Origin of the sequence: Paenibacillus sp. XY044 (assembly GCF_002257645.1) — a bacterium.
Taxonomy (GTDB): domain Bacteria; phylum Bacillota; class Bacilli; order Paenibacillales; family Paenibacillaceae; genus Paenibacillus_AQ.
This window is the reverse complement of record NZ_NQMO01000001.1, coordinates 1266944-1288806: the sequence shown is the minus strand read 5'-3', so window position 1 is coordinate 1288806 and position 21863 is coordinate 1266944. Positions and strand designations below refer to the sequence as shown.

At 51.8% G+C, this 21863-nt stretch carries 22 protein-coding genes; 4 read left to right on the top strand and 18 right to left on the bottom strand.

Annotated features, from left to right (window positions below; translation table 11 throughout):
- Positions 1-12 precede the first annotated feature (12 nt).
- The 6 genes from CJP46_RS05965 to CJP46_RS05940 all read right to left on the bottom strand — a co-directional run bounded on the left by CJP46_RS05965 (position 13) and on the right by CJP46_RS05940 (position 7420).
- Entirely contained in the window at positions 13-933 is a 921-nt protein-coding gene (locus tag CJP46_RS05965; protein ID WP_094594638.1) for a carbohydrate ABC transporter permease, read from the bottom strand.
- A 25-nt stretch (positions 934-958) separates the two neighbouring features.
- Positions 959-1843, bottom strand: a complete 885-nt coding sequence (locus CJP46_RS05960) for an ABC transporter permease (RefSeq protein WP_094595094.1) — start codon at positions 1841-1843, stop codon at positions 959-961.
- 271 nt (positions 1844-2114) lie between these two features.
- Entirely contained in the window at positions 2115-4427 is a 2313-nt protein-coding gene (locus tag CJP46_RS05955) for a helix-turn-helix domain-containing protein (RefSeq protein ID WP_094594637.1), read from the bottom strand.
- 130 nt (positions 4428-4557) lie between these two features.
- Positions 4558-5574 carry a zinc-binding alcohol dehydrogenase family protein gene (locus CJP46_RS05950; RefSeq protein ID WP_094594636.1) on the bottom strand — a complete coding sequence of 339 codons (1017 nt, stop codon included), beginning with the start codon at positions 5572-5574 and terminating at the stop codon, positions 4558-4560.
- A gap of 1 nt (position 5575) precedes the next feature.
- Positions 5576-6523 carry an aldo/keto reductase gene (locus tag CJP46_RS05945; protein WP_094595093.1) on the bottom strand — a complete coding sequence of 316 codons (948 nt, stop codon included), beginning with the start codon at positions 6521-6523 and terminating at the stop codon, positions 5576-5578.
- A 51-nt stretch (positions 6524-6574) separates the two neighbouring features.
- Positions 6575-7420: an amidohydrolase family protein gene (locus CJP46_RS05940; protein ID WP_094594635.1), complete on the bottom strand. Its 846-nt coding sequence runs from the start codon at positions 7418-7420 to the stop codon at positions 6575-6577.
- Between the two features lie 212 nt (positions 7421-7632).
- On the opposite strand from CJP46_RS05940, the gene CJP46_RS05935 reads away from it, so the two are divergent.
- On the top strand, positions 7633-8499 hold the full coding sequence (locus CJP46_RS05935) for an AraC family transcriptional regulator (RefSeq protein ID WP_094594634.1): 867 nt from the start codon (positions 7633-7635) through the stop codon (positions 8497-8499).
- A gap of 128 nt (positions 8500-8627) precedes the next feature.
- Here the strand turns inward: CJP46_RS05935 and CJP46_RS05930 are convergent, their stop codons facing one another.
- The 12 genes from CJP46_RS05930 to CJP46_RS05880 form a co-directional block, all read right to left on the bottom strand.
- Entirely contained in the window at positions 8628-9038 is a 411-nt protein-coding gene (locus CJP46_RS05930; RefSeq protein ID WP_094594633.1) for a VOC family protein, read from the bottom strand.
- A gap of 199 nt (positions 9039-9237) precedes the next feature.
- On the bottom strand, positions 9238-10524 hold the full coding sequence (locus CJP46_RS05925) for an ammonium transporter (protein ID WP_094594632.1): 1287 nt from the start codon (positions 10522-10524) through the stop codon (positions 9238-9240).
- Positions 10521-10937 (bottom strand): hypothetical protein, encoded by a 417-nt coding sequence (locus tag CJP46_RS05920; RefSeq protein ID WP_094594631.1) that lies wholly within the window; start codon positions 10935-10937, stop codon positions 10521-10523. The genes CJP46_RS05925 and CJP46_RS05920 overlap by 4 nt, the downstream gene beginning before the upstream one ends.
- Before the next feature lie 279 nt (positions 10938-11216).
- Entirely contained in the window at positions 11217-11804 is a 588-nt protein-coding gene (locus CJP46_RS05915) for a TetR/AcrR family transcriptional regulator (RefSeq protein WP_094594630.1), read from the bottom strand.
- The gene (locus CJP46_RS05910) at positions 11804-12559 is read right to left on the bottom strand and encodes an alpha/beta fold hydrolase (RefSeq protein WP_094594629.1); all 756 of its coding nucleotides are present in this window, start codon (positions 12557-12559) and stop codon (positions 11804-11806) included. Before CJP46_RS05910 ends, CJP46_RS05915 begins: the two co-directional genes overlap by 1 nt.
- A gap of 130 nt (positions 12560-12689) precedes the next feature.
- Positions 12690-13085, bottom strand: coding sequence for a VOC family protein (locus tag CJP46_RS05905; RefSeq protein ID WP_094594628.1), 396 nt, complete (start codon positions 13083-13085; stop codon positions 12690-12692).
- Between the two features lie 176 nt (positions 13086-13261).
- Complete coding sequence (locus CJP46_RS36460; protein WP_179281045.1) at positions 13262-13435, bottom strand: hypothetical protein; 174 nt, start codon at positions 13433-13435, stop codon at positions 13262-13264.
- A gap of 15 nt (positions 13436-13450) precedes the next feature.
- On the bottom strand, positions 13451-13645 hold the full coding sequence (locus CJP46_RS05900; RefSeq protein ID WP_094594627.1) for a small acid-soluble spore protein H: 195 nt from the start codon (positions 13643-13645) through the stop codon (positions 13451-13453).
- 147 nt (positions 13646-13792) lie between these two features.
- Positions 13793-14095 (bottom strand): putative quinol monooxygenase, encoded by a 303-nt coding sequence (locus tag CJP46_RS05895; RefSeq protein ID WP_094594626.1) that lies wholly within the window; start codon positions 14093-14095, stop codon positions 13793-13795.
- Positions 14096-14268: 173 nt separating this feature from the next.
- A complete protein-coding gene (gene asd / locus CJP46_RS05890; RefSeq protein WP_094594625.1) occupies positions 14269-15354 on the bottom strand; it encodes an aspartate-semialdehyde dehydrogenase in 1086 nt (361 codons plus the stop codon).
- Positions 15355-15943: 589 nt separating this feature from the next.
- On the bottom strand, positions 15944-16858 hold the full coding sequence (locus CJP46_RS05885; protein ID WP_094594624.1) for an NAD(P)/FAD-dependent oxidoreductase: 915 nt from the start codon (positions 16856-16858) through the stop codon (positions 15944-15946).
- A gap of 55 nt (positions 16859-16913) precedes the next feature.
- Entirely contained in the window at positions 16914-17399 is a 486-nt protein-coding gene (locus CJP46_RS05880; RefSeq protein ID WP_094594623.1) for an RrF2 family transcriptional regulator, read from the bottom strand.
- 278 nt (positions 17400-17677) lie between these two features.
- Between CJP46_RS05880 and CJP46_RS05875 the strand changes: the two genes are divergently transcribed.
- The 3 genes from CJP46_RS05875 (at position 17678) to CJP46_RS05865 (ending at position 21854) form a co-directional block, all read left to right on the top strand.
- Positions 17678-18820 (top strand): NADH-dependent flavin oxidoreductase, encoded by a 1143-nt coding sequence (locus CJP46_RS05875; protein ID WP_094594622.1) that lies wholly within the window; start codon positions 17678-17680, stop codon positions 18818-18820.
- A gap of 178 nt (positions 18821-18998) precedes the next feature.
- Entirely contained in the window at positions 18999-20594 is a 1596-nt protein-coding gene (locus tag CJP46_RS05870) for a spore germination protein (RefSeq protein ID WP_179281094.1), read from the top strand.
- A 36-nt stretch (positions 20595-20630) separates the two neighbouring features.
- Positions 20631-21854, top strand: a complete 1224-nt coding sequence (locus CJP46_RS05865) for a Ger(x)C family spore germination protein (RefSeq protein ID WP_094594620.1) — start codon at positions 20631-20633, stop codon at positions 21852-21854.
- Positions 21855-21863: the final 9 nt, after the last annotated feature.

Genomic DNA, 21863 nt, shown 5'->3' with positions numbered 1-21863 from the left:
ACGCTACGCGTTTTAACCCTTAATCGAACCGATCAGCATCCCTTGAACGAAATACCGCTGAATAAAGGGATACAGGATCAGCACCGGCAGGCTTGCGACCACGATGAGGGAATATTTCATCAAATAGGCAAGCTCCTGCCGCTTGACCTGCTCGCTGGCATCCATGTTACCGCCGGAGAAATTTTGTATAAGGATGCTGCGCAGCGTTAACTGAAGCGGATACAAGTGCTGCGACTTCAGATAGATCAACGCGTCGAAAAAGGCGTTCCACTGCGCGACCGCGTACACCAGCGTCAACACGGCCAGGATCGGCTTGGACAGCGGAATGACCACGCTGAGCAAAAAGCGGATGTCGCTGCAGCCGTCGATTTCGGCGGCATCGTTCAGCTCTTCCGGAATGGACGATTTAAAAAAGGTGCGGGCAATAATGACCTGGAATACAAAGATCGCATTCGGCAGCAGCAGCGCCCACCTTGAATCAATCAGGTGCAGGCCTTTAACGACGAGATACGTAGGAATCAGGCCGCCGGAAAACAGGAAGGTGAACGTGATGAACATCATGAGCACATTGCGTCCAAAAAACGTCTTTTTCGATAGCGGATAGGCGATCGCCACAGTTAGGATAACGCTGATCAAGGTCCCGCAGCAGGTATAGAACAGCGAGTTGCCGTAGCCGACCAGAATCTGGTCGTTGCTGAAGACCGTTTTATACCCGGCAAAAGAGATATCGACCGGCCACAGCCACACTTTTCCGGATGCGACGGCCTGCGGGCTGCTGATCGATGAGCTGACGATATAAATGAGCGGGTAGAGTACGGCAAAGAGTATCAAACTGAGCAGGATGTATGTGATCCCGAGGAAAATGCGGTCCCCCGCCGATTCGCGAATTTTCCCCTTTGGCGATATGGAAGCGGTAGTCTGTACAGCAGCCATGGCCTCCCCTCCTTGTTCATTGGAATTACCACAGGCTGTTCTCGGAAATCCGGCGCGAGACGGCATTGACCGCCACGAGCAGAATCAGATTGATCACCGAATTGAACAAGCCCACGGCTGTGGCAAAGCTGTAATTGGCGTTCAGTAAACCTATTTTGTAGACATACGTGGAAATGATCTCAGAGGATTGCAGGTTTAACGGGTTCTGCAGCAGATACACTTTCTCAAAGCCCAGCGACATGATATTGCCGACGCTTAAGATGAGGATAATGACGGCGGCAGGCAGGATTCCCGGAATGTCCACGTTGATGATTTTTTGCAGCCTGGAAGCCCCATCCACTTTTGCCGCTTCATAGAGCGACGGGTCCACACCAGCCAATGCCGCTAAGTAAATCACGCAGGAGTATCCGGTCGTCTGCCACACTTCCGCCCATACATAAACAGATCTGAACTTGTTCGGGTCGCCGAGGAAGTTCGTGGATTCCATACCGAGCGCATTTAGAATCACGTTCAGCAGTCCAAGACGCGGGGCAAGGAAGATCATGATGATAGATACCATGACGACAGTCGAAATAAAAAACGGTGCATACGTAATCAACTGAACTGCTTTTTTGAAACGGAGGCTTCGTACTTCATTGAGCAGCAGTGCCAGAATAATCGGGATTGGGAAAGTGGCTGCCAGTTGGTACAAAGACAGAAACAACGTATTTTTGATCAGCGTCAAGAATTGCGGATTGTTAAACAGCATGTCGAAGTACTTCGTTCCCACCCAGGGACTTCCCCATATCCCCTTGGTCACCTGGTAATTCTTGAATGCAAGCACCGCGTTCGCCATCGGGAGGTATTTGAAAAGAATAAAGAACAGAACCGGCGGTAATACGAGTAAATACAGCTGCCAGTGCTTCCTCATACTTTTCTTGGCTTCCTTCCCATAATTTTTGGAAGGACTCCTCTCCCGGGTCCCCGTCTGCGGCCGAACCGATACAGCCTTCACAAGAAAATTCCCCCTTAACGTTACGACTCCGGAGCCGTTTATAATGGTAGCGCTTACAGAACTCATGGTAAAATCTCCTCCACACGACCGTAAAGGTACAATCGCGGCGATTGCATCCACAATCCGACCGTACAATCCGTGATCAAGCGTACATTTTGCGATGAAAGCGTGTTCTACCGGCGCTGAATCAACGAACGTCCCCTAATTCAGCCGCCTCCCTGAACATGCTCGGGGAGATCCCCCGGACCCGCTTGAAGGCACGCCGGAACGAATGTGCGCTGTTATAGCCGACCCTTTCGGCAATATCATCGATTTTCAAAGTTCGGTTCAGCAGCAGCTCGGACGCTTTATCGATGCGCAGCCGTTCCAAATAATCGAACCAATGCTCCCCCTCGCTTTCCTTGAATACAGTGGACACATACTTCTCCGGCCTGCCAACCTGCTTGGCAATGTGGTACAGCGTCAATTCCGCATCACCGTATGCAGAATCAAGAAAGAGTTTCGCCTGGTGTACTGTCTGATGATGCAGGGCGTTCTTTTTCTCCTCAACCATCGAACAATAGAGGCTGATAATTTCGCCCATTTGTCCAAGCAGCCTATCGGTCCCTGCTGCCGACTGGATATGGGCAATTCGGTACTGCAGGCTCTCTACCAATCGGTTATCATCTCCCGCTTTTTGATCCAGCAGTTTAAGCAGCGTCCCTTTCAGTTCGCCGATCAGCTGCTCCATCATGTCACGGGACAGCTCCCTTTCCTTAAAATTCCGTTCGGCAATGTGCTCGAGGATCCGCATCGCTTCTTTGCCGTCTCCTGATTTAATCGTGTTCAGCAGCCGCGTTTCCGTCTCGATCGGGTAATAGAATAGCGACGCGTCCTGGGTCGAATCCTCATACCGAATCACGCCGCTCTCACCGGTAAATGCCGTATAATCAATGGCCTCCACCGCTTCGCCGAACGATATTCCGACGTCCGCAAGCGCTTCGAAGGGCCGGCCCATACCGAATTGGACGGACATGTGATAATGGCTGAATAGCGTGGCAGCCAATTCCTGAAGCCTCTGAATAACCAAGGCCTCATCCGGAGCCAGCTTACTAGCGCGCAGCAGCAAAAAGGCCAGCTTGTCCTGCCCCCAATCCGTTACGAGCATATCCGGATCAGCCTCCATGAGAGACTGACGCACGATTAAACGGGCTACACTGAACTCCGCGAGGAATTCGCGGCTGTCTGATCCGCCGAAAGTGTTGATTTTGGCCAGACCGGCGTAACCTGCATCGCCATTTATGGTGATGTCCGCCTGTGCAGAAGCGGCAGCGAGATCATCTCCATTGTAGAATTCTCCGACCAACAGACGTTTAATGAACGCATCGCGGATCAACGGCACCTGGCTGCGGAGTTCGTGCTCCAACTGCCTGTTGCTCGCGATCAGGCTGGATATGTTCCCAGTGATAAAGTCGTAATCTTGATAGCCCGCACCGGACTCCAAACCGAGCTGTTTCTTAAGCGAACCCACCAGCTTGTTGATGGGCGCGCTGCTCCGGTATGCTAGAAACAGTCCGAACACAAGTCCGGTAATTAATGAAATCGCGGTGAGGGTACCGGTAATGTTCTTGATCCGGTTGGCGTTGACCATGAGCGCGGATTTGGGGACGCCGGCCGTGTAGACCCACCCGCTTAATTCATCCCGGATGGATATGAGCAGCATGTCATCCGCAGCGCGGCTGATATCGCCGGGCTTGCCCGAAGGAATATTTTTGATCTTGGCAATGCCGCTGCCGGTAATTCCCTCGGACATGACCGTTTCTCCTTCATGATTCTTGACGAATGACCAACCCCCGTATTGACTTGTAATGCCCGATAAAGAAGCGGACATTTTCTTCGTGTCGATCACGACCACGACGGAGGCAAGAGGCGTATCGAAGCTGTTCAGGGGCAGGGACTGCACGAAGCTGACCACCGTTTGCTTGTGCGTTTTTTGCACGTAATCTTGCTGGGGAACGACGATGCTGAGATTGCTCTTCTCAAGGAAGTTTTTTTTCCACGTCTCAAAGGGCATGCCTTCATAATGGTTTGATTCGTAAAACAGCTCCGGCCGGTAATAGACCGTACTAGGGGTAAGCACCAGATGGCTGTTACGGAGGTAGATGTAAAAATTCGAAAGAAAGTCATTTGTCTGGCTGTAGTTAGAGATATCGCGCATCATTTTCCACAAACCGTATACGTCGTAGTTTTGCTCGTCTGCGCGTACAGTCATGAGTCTGGCCAAATCCTGGTTGATGGCGAGCTGCTTGGTAAAGCCTTGAACTTCCGCAAGCCTGCGCTCCATCAAATCCTTGCTCTGCTGCAGCGTCATGATGCTGGTCTCCAGGGAGCTTTGCTCCGCAACATCGATGGACGTCCGGTAAGATACATAACCCGCAATCAGCGGAATCAACAGCACGATGAGATAGGACATGAGGAATTTACGAAATACCGGCGAAATGTTCAGCCATACCCGTTTCATGGAACCACCTGACCTTTCATGGTTTGAATGTGTCAGCCTTCATTTTGTTCCTGCAAGCACCACAAATTTGCGCAAAAACGGCCGTCTTTGAAGACGGCCGTTCTTAATTTCACCTCATGCTGATATGGAGCTAAATTTCGACCATCGCTTTGATGACCTTGGATGCCGGGTCCAGCCAAACGTTGAATTGTTCAATCATATCGTCAAATGCAGCCCGGTGCGTGACATAGGAACCGACGTCGATCCCTCCTGACCGGATTGTATCGAGCACATGCGTGAAATCCTCACGCGTTGCGTTGCGGCTGGCCAGCAGCGTCAGCTCCCGTTTATGGAATTCCGGATCATGAAACCGGATATCCGCCTTGACCAGTCCGACATAGACCAATCTCCCGCCATGGGCGGTATAACGGAACGCGTCGGTCATCGACTGTGCATTTCCCGTAGCGTCAAATACGACCGAAGGTAATTCACCGCCGCAAGCGGCTGCAATCTGTTCATCCGGATTCCGTAACGCGTTAACCAGTGCATCCGCCTGAACCCATTCCCCGCAAAAAGCGAGACGTTCGTCATTCACATCCATCGCGATCACCCGGGCCCCCCGGGCCCTGGCAAATGCCATCACCCCGAGCCCGATCGGCCCGCCCCCGATGACAAGCGCCGTCTCACCGGCTGAAAGACCCGATCTTCGTACGGCATGGGCACCAATGGCCAGCGGTTCGATGACCGCGGTCTGGTCGAGCGTCAGCCCGTCCGTCCGGATCAAATGGGTCACCGGAACGGAGATGCGTTCGCGCATGCCGCCGTCCGTATGAACGCCGAGGACCTGCATATCCGTGCAGCAATTGGTCTTCCCGCTGCGGCAGGCAATGCACGTCCCGCAGTGCAAATAAGGAATAATGCTGACCTGATCGCCGGCTTGCAGCCCTTCTTCGTTAGGGCTGGTTTCCTTAATGATCCCTGCGAGCTCATGCCCTAGGATTCTCGGATAAGTAAAGAACGGTTGGTTGCCGCGGAATGCGTGCAGGTCCGTTCCGCAAATTCCGACCCGTTTGATCTCGATCACGGCATGCCCCGATTCCAGCACGGGCTCCGGCAGATCCAGGGCCATGTCAAAATGACCGACGGCTGAACATAAGATGCCTTTCATCTCAGGCCTCCCCTATTTTCGCGTTATATTCGGGTCTTCCGCTAATCCAGGTCCGGTTATGAACGGGCTCCAAAATGGCGAGCACTTCATTTAGCAACCGCTCATCCATCGGTTCCTCCACCCAGGAAGCGTTCCTGCGGATGTTGTGCGGATTGGCCGTGCTGACCAGCGTGGTGGGAATACGCTCATTGGAGGTGGAAAATTGTACCGCGAGCTTCGCGATATCTTCCCCTTGATCTGCGCAGAACTGCGCCGCCTTCTGGCAGGCCTCCTTGATTTCCGGACCGGCTGGATGCCAGGACGGCGTTCCCCGGGTGCTCAGCAGGCCCATAGAAATAGGAGAGGCGTTGACCAGTCCCGTGTTCTTTTCCGAGAGAAGCGGCATTAAGTCCAGAAGACTGGTGTCATTCAGCGAATAATGGCAGTAGGAAATGATCGCATCGATATCGGTTTGCGGCAGAAACGTCTCAAACAGCGCAAGCGGCAGCCCGCAAATGCCGGCAAACCGGATTTTGCCCGCCTGCTTCAGCTTCTCGAGCGCAGGTATGGCTTCCTCCAGAATGATCGGCGCCGGGACGAACTCGATATCGTGGAGGAACAAAATATCCACTTCATTCACGTGCAGCCGCTTTAAGCTCTCCTCCAGACTCGTCAGAATCCGGTTATGCGAAAAATCGAATTCGTGTTCCCCGTAACGTCCGGCCTTGGTTGACAGCAGGTACCGGTCGCGCGGAATTTCCGTAAGCGCCTTCCCGAGCACGGTTTCGGCTTTGGTCAATCCGTAATAAGGCGAGACATCAATATAATTGATTCCGCTGTCGATCGCCTCATGCACGGTCCGTATGCTCTCCTGCTCATCCGTGTCTCGGAATACAGAGCCTAACGAGGAAGCGCCAAAACCTAGCGCCGATACCTCCAGGCATGTTTTTCCTAACTTCCGGTATTTCACCTCGACTTCACCAACCCTTCTTTTCAGTCCATGGACCTGCAATGATATTTGTCACCATGTCACGTCCTCAAGCCTGTAAAACTTCTCGGCGTTGCCGCCGAACAACTTCAGGTTTTCTGCTTTTCCCCAAGCCGATGGGAGCGCTTTCTCAAGTGCGTCCACCACTCCGTCATAGCTTGATGCCATCAGGCACACCGGCCAGTCGCTGCCGAACATCACCCGGTCTGCGCCAAAACAATTCAGCACATGGCGGATGTAAGGCATGAGCTGTACCGGCTTCCAGCCGTCATGAACCGCTTCGGTCACCATGCCGGACAGCTTGCAGTACAGGTTCGGGTAGGATGCCAACTCTTTGATGTATCCGGTCCAAGGCTCCATTTGTCCTGCAGCGATGCTCGGCTTCGCCAGATGGTCGATCACCGCATGCAGATCCGGGATTTGCTCGATCAGCCGGATTAACGTCTCCAGTTGATCGGACCGGACCAGCAGATCGACCGGAAAGTTAAGGCTGGCATAATGTCTGAGCGATGCAACATAGGAAGGTTCCAGGATCGCATCTGCGTTTGGCATATCCTGGATCATGAGGCGGAAGCCGACGAATTTCGGATGCTGCGTAAAACGATGAAAGTGTTCCCTGTGGCAATCATCCGCGAGATTCAAATACCCGACCACCCCCCGGATTCTATCCTCGTGAGCCGCGAGTCCAAGAATATAATCGGTTTCTTCATAAGTTGGCGCGGCTTGCACGAGGATCGTTCCATCCAGATGATGCTTGACCAGATGAGGAAGCAGATCAGCCGGTTGATAATCCCGATACAGGACGGGGATGGCCGGCGTAATCCAGCCGTAGTCGTCCCGGGCGATGCTCCAGTAATGCTGGTGAGCGTCAATTCGCATTGCAGTCCCCTCCTTTCTTGTGAACCGATGTTCTTTCTTCAATATATCAACAACAGATCGGTTCTAAAAGAACGAAATGTTGCAAAATCATAGCCGATTTTGATATGTTCAATAAAAACAACCCATTCGCTGACCTTCCACAACCAACCATGATCGTATAAGGATTCTGGAGGTCTGGCTGATGGGTCCGAATAAGTTCAAGGGGCAGAGTTATGAATCCGATTCGCAAACAATTCGACGCACAGCCGGAATTTCCATTTTCATTGAATTACCGTGACCGGAAGACGGCGCAGCTGGAACTGCCGCATCACCTTCACGACTGGCATGAGCTGGTGTATGTCCACTCGGGCATAGGTTCCTTTTTTATCGACCGAACCATTTACGAAATGCGCCGCGGGGATTTGTTCATCATCCCCGGCAGCACGATCCATAAAGCTTTCCCGGATAAGGACGATCCCGTCACGTCCACAGCCGTGTTTTTTAGTCCGGATCTCGTTCGGCAGTCCTCTCTGGGGGAATCCTTCTCTTATTTGCATTGCTTTGACAGCTCCAGTTTGAACCGTGCTTATAAACTGGAGTGCCCCGCCGCCTTGGAAACGCAGCTCGAAGATAAACTGGCCGCCATGCATTCCGAATTAACGCTGCAAACCTCGGGGTTCCGCCATTCGATTGTTTTATCAATCCAGTACTTATTGCTGCTGATCCATCGGGGACAAAACGCAGGCGTCAATCATTACCATGGCCCATTCGCCGGTCCGAACTGGATGCGGCAAATTTTGCTGTATATCGACGATCATTACTGCGAGCAAATCGGCCTCCGTTCGTTGAGCCGCCTTGCCTCCGTAAGCTCGGCCCATTTCAGCCGAGTGTTCAAACAGCTAACCGGGATGAGCGTAACGGAATATATCACCGCCAAACGGGTGATCCGGGCCAAGGAGCTGCTGCTCCGCACCGGTGACAGCGTCAGCAGCATCGCCCTGGCCTGCGGATTTGACAGCATGCCTCATTTTCACCGTAAGTTCAAGCAGATTGTCGGCCACACCCCATCGCATTACAGACATAACTCTACAACCCGATAGAGAGAGCCCCTATGATATGAATAACAGAGGCACCTATCGTCAGAAGTTAGCTAAAAAAAACAAATTACCCCCGCATAAACTTCAAGCGGGGGGGTTACGAACAATCGCCTGCTGAATTATCGGAAGGTTTAAGATAGGGCGGATATGGAGGGAGCTGTAATCATCCAACGAACACCGAATCGATCCGTAAGTTCGCCCAGGTACAACCCGAACGGCTGCTGTTCAAACGGATAAATCACATGGCCGCCCTCTGCAAGCCTCAAAAACACCTCGCCGGCTTCCTCTGCGGAGGAGTAGTCGATATTAAGCGACATATTGTTGCCCTGAAGATTCGACTCCATCGAGTCCGACATAAAGATATAGTTGCCTCCGGCGACCGATAAGCACATATGAATCACCTTATCTTGCAAATCATTCTGCACTCCCATCGACTCCCCATGAGTTATAACGGATTCCAGGTTGCCGCCAAGCGAACGGATATAGAAATCCGCCTGGCTTCTTGCATCTTCCGAGTAAATAAATGGTTTCAATACGCCCATCTTGAAACATCCTTTCCCTGTGAATTATCAACTCTTCCAGATCAGCGTATCACAGTGGGAAAACCTTCATTTCTTACTGATTGCTATTTTAGACCAAAGAGAAGCACAACCCCCGTACCAAGGTCAAAATAAAAGCTGATAAGCAAAAAGGAACGGTCCGAGGATGCTTTGGACAGTTCCTTTTGAACATATCAAACGGCTATGCATTCCGATGTTCCTCATTCATTAAATAGTGGACTTCATGGTCGATAAACTCGTGGGACCGGTCCGCTGCCATGATACCATGATAACTGATATCGAGGCCGATCTCTTCTTCCTCTTCGCTGGAACGAACAGGGACGATGAGTCCAATCAGCTTCAGGCCGACCCAGGTGAGGACAAATCCCCATGCTGCCAGCGCGGCAAGACCCAGTGCCTGAACGCCAAGCAAATGCCAGCTGCCGCTGTAGAAGAGTCCGCCGTCTGTCGCGAACAGCCCTACGGCAATGGCTCCCCACGCTCCGGATATGGCGTGCACCGGAAAAGCGCCGACGGGATCGTCAATCCGCCGTGCCTCCAGCCAGCTGGTTGCCCCCATCATAAGCAGTCCCGATACCGCTCCGATCAGGATGGCGGCGGTATCGCTGACAAAAGCGCATCCGGCCGTAATTCCGACGAGTCCGGCCAGTGAGCCGTTAATAACGGATGGCGCGTCGGAACGTTGGTAGCGGAAAAGTGTATACACCAGCGTGACGGCTCCGCCGGATGCCGCGGACAGCATCGTCGTCAGCGCGATATGACCGATTCGGACGTCGGTTGCGCTCAGCGTGCTGCCGGCGTTGAAGCCAAACCAGCCGAACCAGAGAAGGAAAGCGCCCACCGAAGCAAGTGGCAGGTTACTCGGCAGGGCGATCGTGCTGACACCCGATTTATTGAATTTCCCTTTCCGGGGACCCACGATCATCGCAGCAGCCAGTGCCGAGAAGCCTCCGAGCGCGTGAATGACGGCCGAACCGGCAAAATCCTGCATACCGAGCTTGGTCAGCCACCCGCCGCCCCAAGCCCAGTGACCGCCGACCGGATAAATCAAACCGGTCATCAGGACAATGTACAGCAAATACGCCCTGAAATTGATCCGTTCGGCGACTGCTCCCGAAACGATCGAAATAACGGCGATGGTGAATGCCGCTTGGAACAGCCAGTACGTATCCAGCGAAACCGGTAGTTGAAGGTGGGTTAAATCGCCTCCAAGGACAAAACCGCTCGTCCCGATGATCCCCCCAGCGTCCTTTCCGTACATGAGCGCGAAACCGAATACATAAAAGACCAAAGTGCCGATCGTAATATCGGCGAACACCTTCATAATGATGTTAACGCTGTTCTTATAACGAACAAATCCTGCCTCAAGCAGGGCAAATCCGCCCTCCATCAGCAGAATCATGGCGGCGCTGAGAACGACCCACACGGTATCCATTCCTGCGCCCAAAGATTCAAGCGATAAGTTCATTCCTGTGATGCCTCCCTTTCCCGAAGATGTCTGATTTCCCGGATCAGCTCAGGAGACAGGAAGACCTCGTTCGAATCCCTTATTGGCATACGCAAAATATGAAGTACCTGATCCAGTTCCCGAATACTGAGCTTAATCGCGTCGATCTTCTTGAACCGTTCTTTGACATGGACCATGTACTCGACAGCCTGGTGATGACTCGCAGGCCGCCCTGCAAACAACCGGCGGATCGGTGACAATGATTGATACAGCGCTTCTTCTGCACGCCGCTTTTGCTCGTATTTGTCGATCTTGTTCTTTAACGCTTCAACATCTTCTTCTTTCGCAGCTTTAATGCGTTCAAGTAAAATGGATAACTCCTGTTCCGGCATATCAAAACTGATATTGCGGTACACTTCGTCGATGATAACCATGTCAGGTCTCCTTACACATCGGGTCACTTTAGTTGATTATATGGTCATTAATTGTGGAAGTCAATAGATTGATAGAGAAAAACACGTCTGCTGGCAAAAAAGCTTTCATGAGAATCTTCTATCCTTTTATTTCATTGATATCTTCTATTCCAATGGAGTCCTTCAGCTAAATGTGCCGCGAGTGCACAACCTTGAACAGCAAAAAAACAGCCGCGGAGCGGCTGTTCACTAGTCATTCAATTCAATGTTAGGCGGCTGAGCGCCTCTTTACGACTGACGCTAACCTTGGCAGAAATCCACAACGATTTGCCGCTTCATCGCCTCGACTGGAAACTCATCCGGGTAAGTCGAGATCATTAGCATAATTCCCTGCAATGCAGAGGAAAAATACAATGATCTTGCAACCGGATCGGCTGCTCCCAGTTTTCCGAACATTCGGCACTGAATTTGAAACTGGCGAGCACTTTCCTCCACCAGGAGCTTACCGTGCTGGGCGACCGCTTCGTCCGCTTCCGGCTGGGTCTGCAGATGAAGATAGAATCGGAACACTTCAGGGAAACGCTGCACATTCTCGATGGCCCCCTCGACGATATGTCTCAGCTGCTCTGCAGGCGTTTCCAATGCCTCCGCCTTCTCCATAACCTGAATCAATTCTTCAATTCTGGCTTCGACCATGGTCCCCAGCAGTTCTTCTTTACCTTTGTAGTAGTTGTATAGTAGCCCCTTGGACACGCCAGCGTGTTTGGACACATCATCGATCGAGGTGGCATGGTAGCCCTTTCTCATAAAAAGCTCCATGGCTGCATCGCGGATCTTCGCCTTGGTCTGCTGGCGGATTCGCTCATTCTCTTCTTGAGTGCGGGGCATTAATGTGTTTCCTCCAAAAACTCGGAAATATGGCTGTACATAACCTCCGGATGCGTTAAGGGCATCATGTGATCCGTCCCCGGAATAAGGACATAACGAACATTCGGAAGCCTCCGGAATAGCTCAGCGACGCGCTCATTATCCGGTATTTCGTTATCGCCGATCATAAACAAGGTTTTCGTCCGCAGGTCTCCCAACCGACCGATGGCCGGAGGCTGCGGCCAAACGGATTCGAAGCTTCCCCACTCAGCCGTTTTGGCCAGGTGGTGCCTGAACATGTCGACCATCATACTGCGCTGCGGACTGGACATCACGACCCGGTACAGCGGAGCGCTGAATGCGAGCTCCATAATTTTGTCCGCGTCCGGGGCCGCCGCGTTAACTTCACTCATCCAGCGTTCAAACTTCGGTGAAGGTTTATAACCCGATAATGATGGAGCGATGAGCACAAGTCTGGAAACTCTGTCAGGATATTGGAGGCTAAAGTCAGTGGCGATTTGGCCGCCTCCCGAGTGGCCAATGAGGACGGCTGTATCCAGGTGAAGGTCATCCATCAGCACACGCAAATCCTCGACATAGTTCGCCGGCTCCTTGGGAGAAGGAGATTTCCCTGCACCCCGGCCATCAAAAGTAATGACCTCGTAATCTTTTGCGGCAAGCGGTGCCAGAAACGACCACAACCTGCTGTCCGTGCCTCCGCTATGAATAAATATAATGGGTATTCCACTACCGTAATTCTCATAATACAAATCCATCCGGGATTCCTCCATCCAAAATTTAACTGTTCATGTTATCATTTTATTATTGGGTGAACGGTTAGTCAATGAAAAAATCAAAAAATACGCCGAACCCATCGGGTCCAGCGCTTGAAGCTTTCATCAAGAATTAATGCAACTGCTGCGCTATTTCCCAAATATGCCCGCCCGGATCCTGGAAACTTGCCGTACGAATTCCCCATGGCCGGTCCATCGGACCGTTCAGCAGCTCAACGCCAGACGACTTCAGCTCTGCACACAACGCGTCCACATTGTCAACGCGGATCGTGAACACAAACCGTGCCCCTGCTTCGCGGGCTGCAACCGATGCCGGATTCGTAAGCTCGTCCGCTTCGGTTATTTTCAGCAAATTGATGCTCATGTTCCCAAAGTCATAAACTGCCGAGTTGTCGTCCTCATAGACGGAGGATAGCCCGAAAACCCGTTCATAAAATGATTTCGCCTCCGTAAGATCCTCCACAAACAAAGTTATGACATCGATGTTTTTGGCTCCCAATTGAATCATTGTCCATCTCTCCTTTTTGCAATCAGATCCATAGCATTCGTTCTCATGCCAATTCTATCAAAAAATCGTCAGCCTGATTTATTCCGGATTGCTATGCTTGTTTGGGCGTAACCATCTCCACGGCGGGAACAACAATAAAGCGTACAGGCGAACCTGTACGCTTTAACCATCCGTTGCTATTTTTCCTCCAGCTCATCGGGAACATCATACTTATTGATATGCGATGTCAGCGCCGCAACGGCGTCACTGGCATCGGTTGTGGCGGGCACTTCCCGGACCACATCATCGGTCACGTCATGATCGTTCAAGCGATCGGCTTCGACATCGTTTTGTTTAGGTACCTTCTCCATAGCTTCTTCTCCTTTCTACCCCAGAAAATGTTCCTGCTCCACTAACGAATACAGCGGTACTTCCCGCTCTCCTTCCGGGTTATCCAGCGGATAGACGCGCGCGGTTTCGCTCTGCTCGTCCACATGCTGTATATAGATGGGCGTTCCATCCAACAATACGTTTGCCATGACTGGCGAGGCTGCGATTTCTTGTGCTCTTTGAACGTTCATTTTGCGTAATGCCTCCAAGTGTTGAGTAGAGTTCGCTTATACTATGTACGAGGCCAGCCGGTGTTATTCATCGCATCCATGAGGATCCTCTCAGAACAAAAAAACCGCGCATACGCGGTTTTTCCATGTAATGTTCCCCATGGGGGATTAGAACCCTTTGCCTCCGATCGGCCGGACCTTAATACCGCCGGCTTCAGCAATGAGGTGCCTGCAGCGTCCGATCAGCTCCAGCACCTTTTCATTTTTCAGCGAAGCTGAGTGCGCATCCTGGCTTTCCCATAGTTCCGTTATCCAAAGATCGTCCGAATTGTCTTCCGCCTCATGCAGGATATAATAGATGCACCCTTCCATATCCTCCAGCGTCCCGCTTGATTCCAGCATCATTCTGGCGAGTTCGTCCCGCTGACCCGGCTTTGCCGTCAATTTGCCGAACATGGCGTATTTTTCCACTTTCGCCCACCCCTTCGTACCACTCGTACATGGTATTGTTATCATCGCAACTACCATCAGTATAGTCGATAATCACTGACAGATACGGTCAGTGATTTTTAGCGCTTGTCCTAAATGGGTGAAAAATAATATGAAAAGGGACCGGATTTTTCGATCCGATCCCTTTGTTCTTGTTACTTGGCTTGAATATATCCTTCTTCCTTCAGCAGCTCGGCAATCAGCACCGCGCCGCCTGCAGCACCGCGCAGCGTATTATGCGAAAGTCCCACGAATTTGAAATCATAAATGGAGTCCTCGCGCAATCTGCCTGCCGAAACTCCCATGCCGCGCTCAATATCGCGGTCCAGCTTCGTCTGCGGCCGGTTTTCTTCTTCAAAATAGGTGATGAACTGCTTCGGTGCGCTTGGAAGGCCCAATTCCTGCGGTCTTCCCTGATAGGTACGCCAGCGCTCGATAATTTCTTCCTTCGACGTTTTTTTCTCAAAAGAGACGAACACGGTCGCCAAATGCCCGTCTGTGACAGGAACGCGAATACATTGGGTCGTGATCATCGGGGAAGACGCTTTGACGATCTGTCCGTTGTCGATGCTGCCCCAAATGCGCAATGGCTCCTGCTCGCTCTTCTCTTCCTCGCCGCCGATATACGGAATGACGTTATCCAGCATTTCCGGCCAGTCCGTAAAGTTTTTGCCGGCGCCGGAAATAGCCTGGTAAGTCGACGCAACCACCTGTGTCGGTTTAAAATCAAGCAGCGCGTTCAGCTGCGGCACATAACTCTGAATCGAGCAGTTCGGTTTGACGGCGATAAAGCCAGTCTTGGTACCGAGCCGCTTTCTTTGTGCTTCTATCACGTCGATGTGGCGGGGATTGATTTCCGGAATCACCATGGGTACGTCAGGCGTCCAGCGGTGGGCGGAATTGTTCGAAATGACAGGCGTGCCCGTTTTGGCATAGGCTTCTTCAAGCGCCTTTATTTCGTCCTTATTCATATCCACGGCACAGAACACGAAGTCGACTCCCGAAGCAACCTCTTCGACTTTCGAGGCGTCCTGTACGACAATAGGCTTGACGTCCTCGGGAATCGGGGTGGCCAGCTTCCATCTGCCCTGTACCGATTCTTCATAGGTTTTACCGGCGGAACTGCTGCTTGCCGCAATTGCGGTCACCTGAAACCAGGGATGCTGATCCAAGAGCTGGACGAAACGCTGGCCAACCATGCCGGTTCCACCGACAATACCAACTTTAAGTTTTTCTGACATGAGTGATTCCAATCCTTTCGAAGTAGAGTATGTTATGTTGTCTGCAAAACAAATAATAAGGAGACAGGCGCGACTTGTGAATCCGTCTATTAGACACTATTCAAACCGGTTGAATTGGTGTGCCCTTCCGCCTGCGAGCAGCGATATTTACAGGATTATGACTAAAAAATAAAAAATCCCACCCCCAAGACTGCCGTCTTAGGGACGAGATATCATACTCGTGGTACCACCCCAGATTCGCTAAAATGTCGCCATTTTAACCTCTTCGAGTACGGCATCAGTCGTCCAATGCATATACTCTAGCTCTGTAACAGGAGCTCCTGTCACGCCATCCCCTGTATGAAATCCGGTTCCTGCGTGCTGCTCGGAGGCTTTATTCAATAAAGGACACAATGCTCCTTTTCAGCGGACGGAGCTCTCTGGGAAATGCTTCTTCCTTTACCTACTCATCTCTTCATCGCATTTATAATTAACGGTTTTTACATTACGCTAATAATATCGAAAGTTACGCCTGACGTAAACCTTTTTTCGCAAAAAAATTCCGATTTCACAAACCTGGCAAAAGAATGGCTTGTTTGGGTACGATAAATCATACCGATTTCCATGCTTCATCGAGCAGTTCGGAATTGATGCCCATGCCCGCCAACGCTCCCATGGAAGCCGCAGCAACGGCTTGATACATTTCAGAAGCAGCATCTCCGGCACTGAAAACGCCGGGTACGTTGGTTTTGCCGATCCGATCGGCGGTTACGCTTCCGGTTTCCGACACCTCGCAGCCCAGCGACTGGGGCAAGTCAGTAGCAGCAGCCAGCTTCGGCGCAAAGAAAATTCCGGTGCAGGCAACGGATTCGCCGTTCTCCAGAAGGATCTGCTTCACCACGCCTTCTTCGGATTCGATCGCTTGAATCGGTGAGTCTTTAACGATAATGCCATGGCGCTCCAGTTCTTGGCGCTGCTCTGCTTTCATTTCGTCCGGACCGTTCGTGCATAGCGTTAAATTCGTAGACCATCCCATCAGCACTTTGGATAAATGCATCGCCGCTTCGCCTGCCGCAATCATCACGAGCTGCTGGTCCTGCAGTTCCCAGCCATCGCAATAGGGGCAGACAAATGCGCTTTTGCCGTATACCTCATACAGTCCGGAAATATCAATGGGCAGATCTCGTTTACCGGTTGCAAATAGCAGCTTCTTGCTTCGGAATACCTTCCCGTCGGACACGTGTACCCGAAAATCGCCATCGTTTCCTTCCACAGATTCCGCTTTCCCTTGAACAAATTTGATCGCAGGATAATTGCCGATTTGTTCTCTGGCAATCCGACGGAACTCGGCGGGAGCAATTCCGTCCCGGGACAGGAAATTATGCATCTCGTGGGTTACCCGATTGCGCGGAAGGCCTTCATCAATAACGATCGCAGAGCGTCTTGACCTGCCCAGCGCAAGCGCGGCGCTCATGCCGGCTGGTCCTCCTCCTATAATTACCGCGTCCAACAATGCTTCTGACATCTATACCCACCCTTTCTAGATCTTTAATATCCATAATAAATGTGCAAGAAGTCGATTACTTCTTGCAAGCCGTATGGGAATCGCATGTTCCCGCCCGATTCAGCGCCGATTGGATCGTATGCTGCTGGAGATACCGGTTCATTTGCTGTTCCGCGGCATCCATCACTTGTTTGACCGGGCATCCTTCACCATACTGAAATTCCGGCGTTTCCGGTTCGTCCCCCGCAGCTTCCAGAGCCGGCAGTGGATGATCATTCCCATGGAAGCATTCATACAAATGCTGACGGCCCTCGAGAACCTGAACCACGTCCAAAAAAGTAATTTCACTGGCAGGGCGGGAGAGCTCGTAACCGCCGTTCACGCCGGTTACCGCGCGAACAAGCCCATCCTGCCGCAGCTTGGACATAATTTTGGATAAATAGCTCTCGGAAGCCCCCAGGGAAGAGGATAGTTCTTTAATCCCCACGTTGCGTCCACGCTCCGATTTCGCCAGCAGCATTAAGGCGTGCAAACCGTATGCGGTACTTTTTGAAAATTGCATGCTGGATTCCTCCTTCTCAACCAACAACCTATTACAGCTCATTTATTATGGACCTGTAATGTCCATTATATGCATAGCAGGACGATAAATCAAGCTTCCCTATCCAAAGGATGCTTCTTTTCTAGAGTTAGCTTCGCTACAGAGACAACTTACTTTACGTTAGTTAGTCCAGGTTCTTGGATTATATCCATCAGTTTTGCGTTCTTACAGGAAGCTGCGTCTCCCCATATAATCAAAACAAGCTAATCAACGATTATATGAGAAGGAGATGTCATTCAATGAAGATATCGTATTCTACCCTCTTTGATCCATTTCACTTTCCGTCAGCTGAAATTTCCATAAAAAACCGTATCGTCATGTCTCCGATGACTCATATGAGTTCTAATGCGGATGGCTCCGTCTCCGAACAGGAAATTCAGTATTACAAACGGCGTTCCAACGGTGCTGCCATGGTTATCACAGCGGCTACGTACGTCACGCAGCAGGGGGGAATGCTCGGTGCCCCTGGCGCCGACAGCGATGCCCTGATTCCCGGACTCCGCCGGCTTGCCTCGTCAATCCAGGAGAACGGTGCCAAAGCCGTGCTGCAAATTTTCCACGCAGGCAGACAAGGCTCCAAGACAGGCGATTTCGTCAGCGCTGGAGACATTCCCGAGGATCGGGATGGCGCCCCCGTCCCGCGCAGCCTTACCGAGCAGGAAATCGAAGGAATCATTCAAGCTTATGCAGAAGCGGCCCGAAGAGCGGTCGCCGCCGGATTTGACGGGGTGGAAATTCACGGCGGGAACGGGAACTTGCTGCATCAATTTTTTTCACCGTTTACAAATCGCCGCACGGACCGCTATGGAGGGACTTTGGAGAATAGAATGACGCTGGCACTAGCCATTATTCGTGAGGTGCTGCGGACCGTTCGTGAAGTAGCAGCCGGGAAACCTTTCTTGGTCGGTTACCGATTGTCGCCTGAAGAAGCGGGAACGCCGGGCATTACTATGGCCGACACCCTTCCGTTCGTCGATGCATTGTCAGGCTCCGGGATCGATTATATTCACGTGTCCTTGACCAGCTTCCGGTCCGTTCCGCGAAGAGGTATCCAGGACAGTCGGTCACGCCTAGCGATTATTCAGGAGCGGGTCGGCTCGCGAATCCCCGTCATTGGCGTCGGAAGCATCCACACGCCCGATGATGCGCTGGAAGCCCTGGCCTCCGGCATTCCGCTCATCGCCCTGGGGCGGGAACTTATTATGGAACCGGATTGGGTCCAGTTGGTGTTGGATGGGCATGAAGAGCAAATCCGAACGTCCATATCCCCTCTGGAGCTTGAGGAATTGTCGATTCCCGAGCCGCTGTGGAACCTCATGACGAGCATTCCCGGTTGGTTTCCATTACGAAATGACCAGCAAATGTTTGACGCCAAAGGGTAATGCCTTTCTATCCTATGTTTATTGCTTATTTCGAATCGTGACAGACGGCCCCCTGCCGTCTGTTTTGCTTTCTCCGACACGCTTTCATCCGACAGATCCTCTTACGATGCCCCTAGTTTAAGTTCCTCCGAAATAGGCAACGATGAAGCAGAATATAAATTTCAAGGTGAGGATTATGATGCGACCTTTTTCCAAATCCAAACAACCTTCCGATCAAAATCAAGGAAAAAACGAGCAGCCTTCAGAATTTAATGTGCCTGAAACGGACCTTTCCGAATACTTGGATATTAATGTAAAATTAATCAAAGAAATGACAGGCGACAGTTCCGACATTATTATCCGCCGGTTGGACCAGGCCTTAGGAAAACCTATCCATGTCGCCGTCATTTATACGGACGGATTGGTTGACGAGCAGATTATCAACAATGCCATCATGAAATCTTTGACGCAAATCCAGGCCGATGCAGATGGTTTGCTGGATCCGCCAAACCAGGTTCTGGGTTGGATCAAAAACCGTTTTTTAGCCATTGGCCAAGTCACGGAAGTCTATACCTTAAATAAACTGTTCAGCGCCATTCTTGCCGGCAATGCGGTTATTCTGATCGACGGTACGGCAAAGGGGATATCTGCGGCTTCGGCCGGCGGCGAACAGCGCGGTGTGGACGAACCCCAGTCCCAAACCGTCATTCGGGGACCCAGAGAAGGATTCACGGAAAATCTGCGGATCAATACGTCGTTAGTCCGCCGTAGGATCAAAAACCCGAATTTATGGATCGTTGACCGGACGATCGGCCGCGTGTCCCAAACGAACGTGGCCGTGATGTATATCAACGGCATCGCGAATGATGACGTGGTGCAGGAAATCTTAAGGCGGCTCGACCGAATTGACATCGACAGCGTGCTGGAGAGCGGCTATATCGAGGAATTTATCCAGGACGCCACGTTTACGCCGTTTCCAACCCTAACGAATTCAGAACGGCCGGACGCCATTGCCGGGGCCATACTGGAAGGAAAAGTAGCCATTCTCGTAGACGGGAGCCCGTTTGTCCTCATTGCCCCCATCACGATTTTTAAGCTGTTTCAGTCCAGCGAGGATTATTACCAGGCATTCGACATCGCCACCTTTTTACGCCTGATGCGCATCATCGCTTTTGTCTTTTCTATGCTCCTCCCTTCGCTGTATATCGCGATCACGACGTTCCACCAGCAGATACTGCCGACAACCCTGCTTATCAGCCTCGCTGCCCAGCGGGAAGGGGTCCCGTTCCCGGCCTTTGTCGAAGCGTTGGCCATGGAAATCACTTTCGAAGTTTTGCGGGAAGCCGGGGTACGGATGCCCAGGGCGATCGGCTCCGCGATTTCGATCGTCGGTGCGCTGGTGCTTGGACAAGCGGCCGTGCAGGCAGGCTTGGTATCCGCTGCGATGGTTATTATCGTGGCCTTTACCGCCATCGCCGGCTTCGTAGCTCCTTCGGTCAGCATATCCAATGCGGCCCGGCTGCTCCGGTTTGGATTTATGCTGCTCGCGGCCACGTTGGGGTTGTTCGGCATCATTGCGGGATTGATGGCGATGCTCATCCATTTGGCAGGGCTCCGTTCCTTCGGAATCCCGTATCTGATTCCGCTGGCGCCCTTTACCCCTTCCGATCAAAAGGATGCGTTGGTGCGCGTGCCTTGGTGGGCCATGCTCAAACGGCCTACTTTAATCAGCCAGAAAAACATCAAACGCCAAAAATCAATCCAAAAACCATCGCCATCGAAAGATGAACAATAGCAGTGAACATCCAGGTCAAACTAAGAGGTGGAAAAGATGCTCCGGAGACTGGGCCTTATGATTCTCTTGCTGTCGGTCGTACTGCTGACGAGCGGATGCTGGGACAGCCAAGAATTAAATACGCTGAGCATCATTTCTGCGACGTCCATCGACCGGAGCAACGGGAAATGGGAGATTTCGTTCCAGGTCGTCATTCCGCAATCGATTGCCACCCAGACAGGCGGCGGCAGTGCTGGAAGCCAGTCTCCGACGACCATTTTCTCAACCAAGGGGCGCTCGATTGCTGAAGCGATGCAGAATGCCAGCCTGGAAACATCCCGGAAGCTGTTTTTCGCCCACAACTCCGTCCTAATTCTTAGCGAAGATGTGGCCCGGGAAGAAGGAGTCGGAGAGATTCTTGATTTTTTCCTTCGCCCGTTCGAGAGCAGGGAGACCATGTCCGTCCTGTTAACCAAGGGCAAAGCCTCCAATTTGCTGGAAGTGCTAATCCCTTTGGAGAAAATATCCGGCAACGCCATCCAGCGGATCATCGAACAAAGCCAGAAAAATTTGTCCCAAGCCCAAAACATGCGGCTCATTGACTTCGCCAGAATGATCGCCAGCCCAGACCAAAGCGCCATGGCGCCCGAACTTGAGGTATCCGGAGATCTGACCAAGCAGTCTTCCCTCGATTCCCTGAAATCGACGCGAAATGACGCGGTCATTAAGCTCGGAGAGCTGGGCGTATTCCGTAAGGACAAGCTGGTGGGATGGATCGATCAAAAAAACAGCCGTTCTGTAGCATGGCTCTCCGACAGCGTAAGCAGCATGATCATCGTGTTTCCGTGCAACGCAAAAGGCCAAGAAGAACAGCTTGTCAGCTATCGTGTGCTGAAATCGTCAACCAAGCTGGAACCGAAGGTCATTCATGGAAAATCGATCATTCTCGCCAAGATTCAAGCAACGGGAGCGATCGACGAAGCCGGCTGCAACCTGGACCTGAACAAGCCCAGCGTTATCCGGGAATTAGAGCGTACAATAAGCAAACAAATCGGCGATGAAGTCATGGCGACCTGGAGCCATCTGCAGGAAATGAACGTCGATCTGACCGGATTCATGAACGCGATTCATCGTAAAGATCCTCCCACCTGGAGAAAACTGATGGAATCGAAGCGTCCCATTGAGGAAATCAGCCTGCGCGTCCAGGTCAAAATCAACATCGAGCACACGAACATGATTAACAAGTCATACTCCAGCTTGCTCAAAAACCAAAAGTTCTAGCGGAAGGAG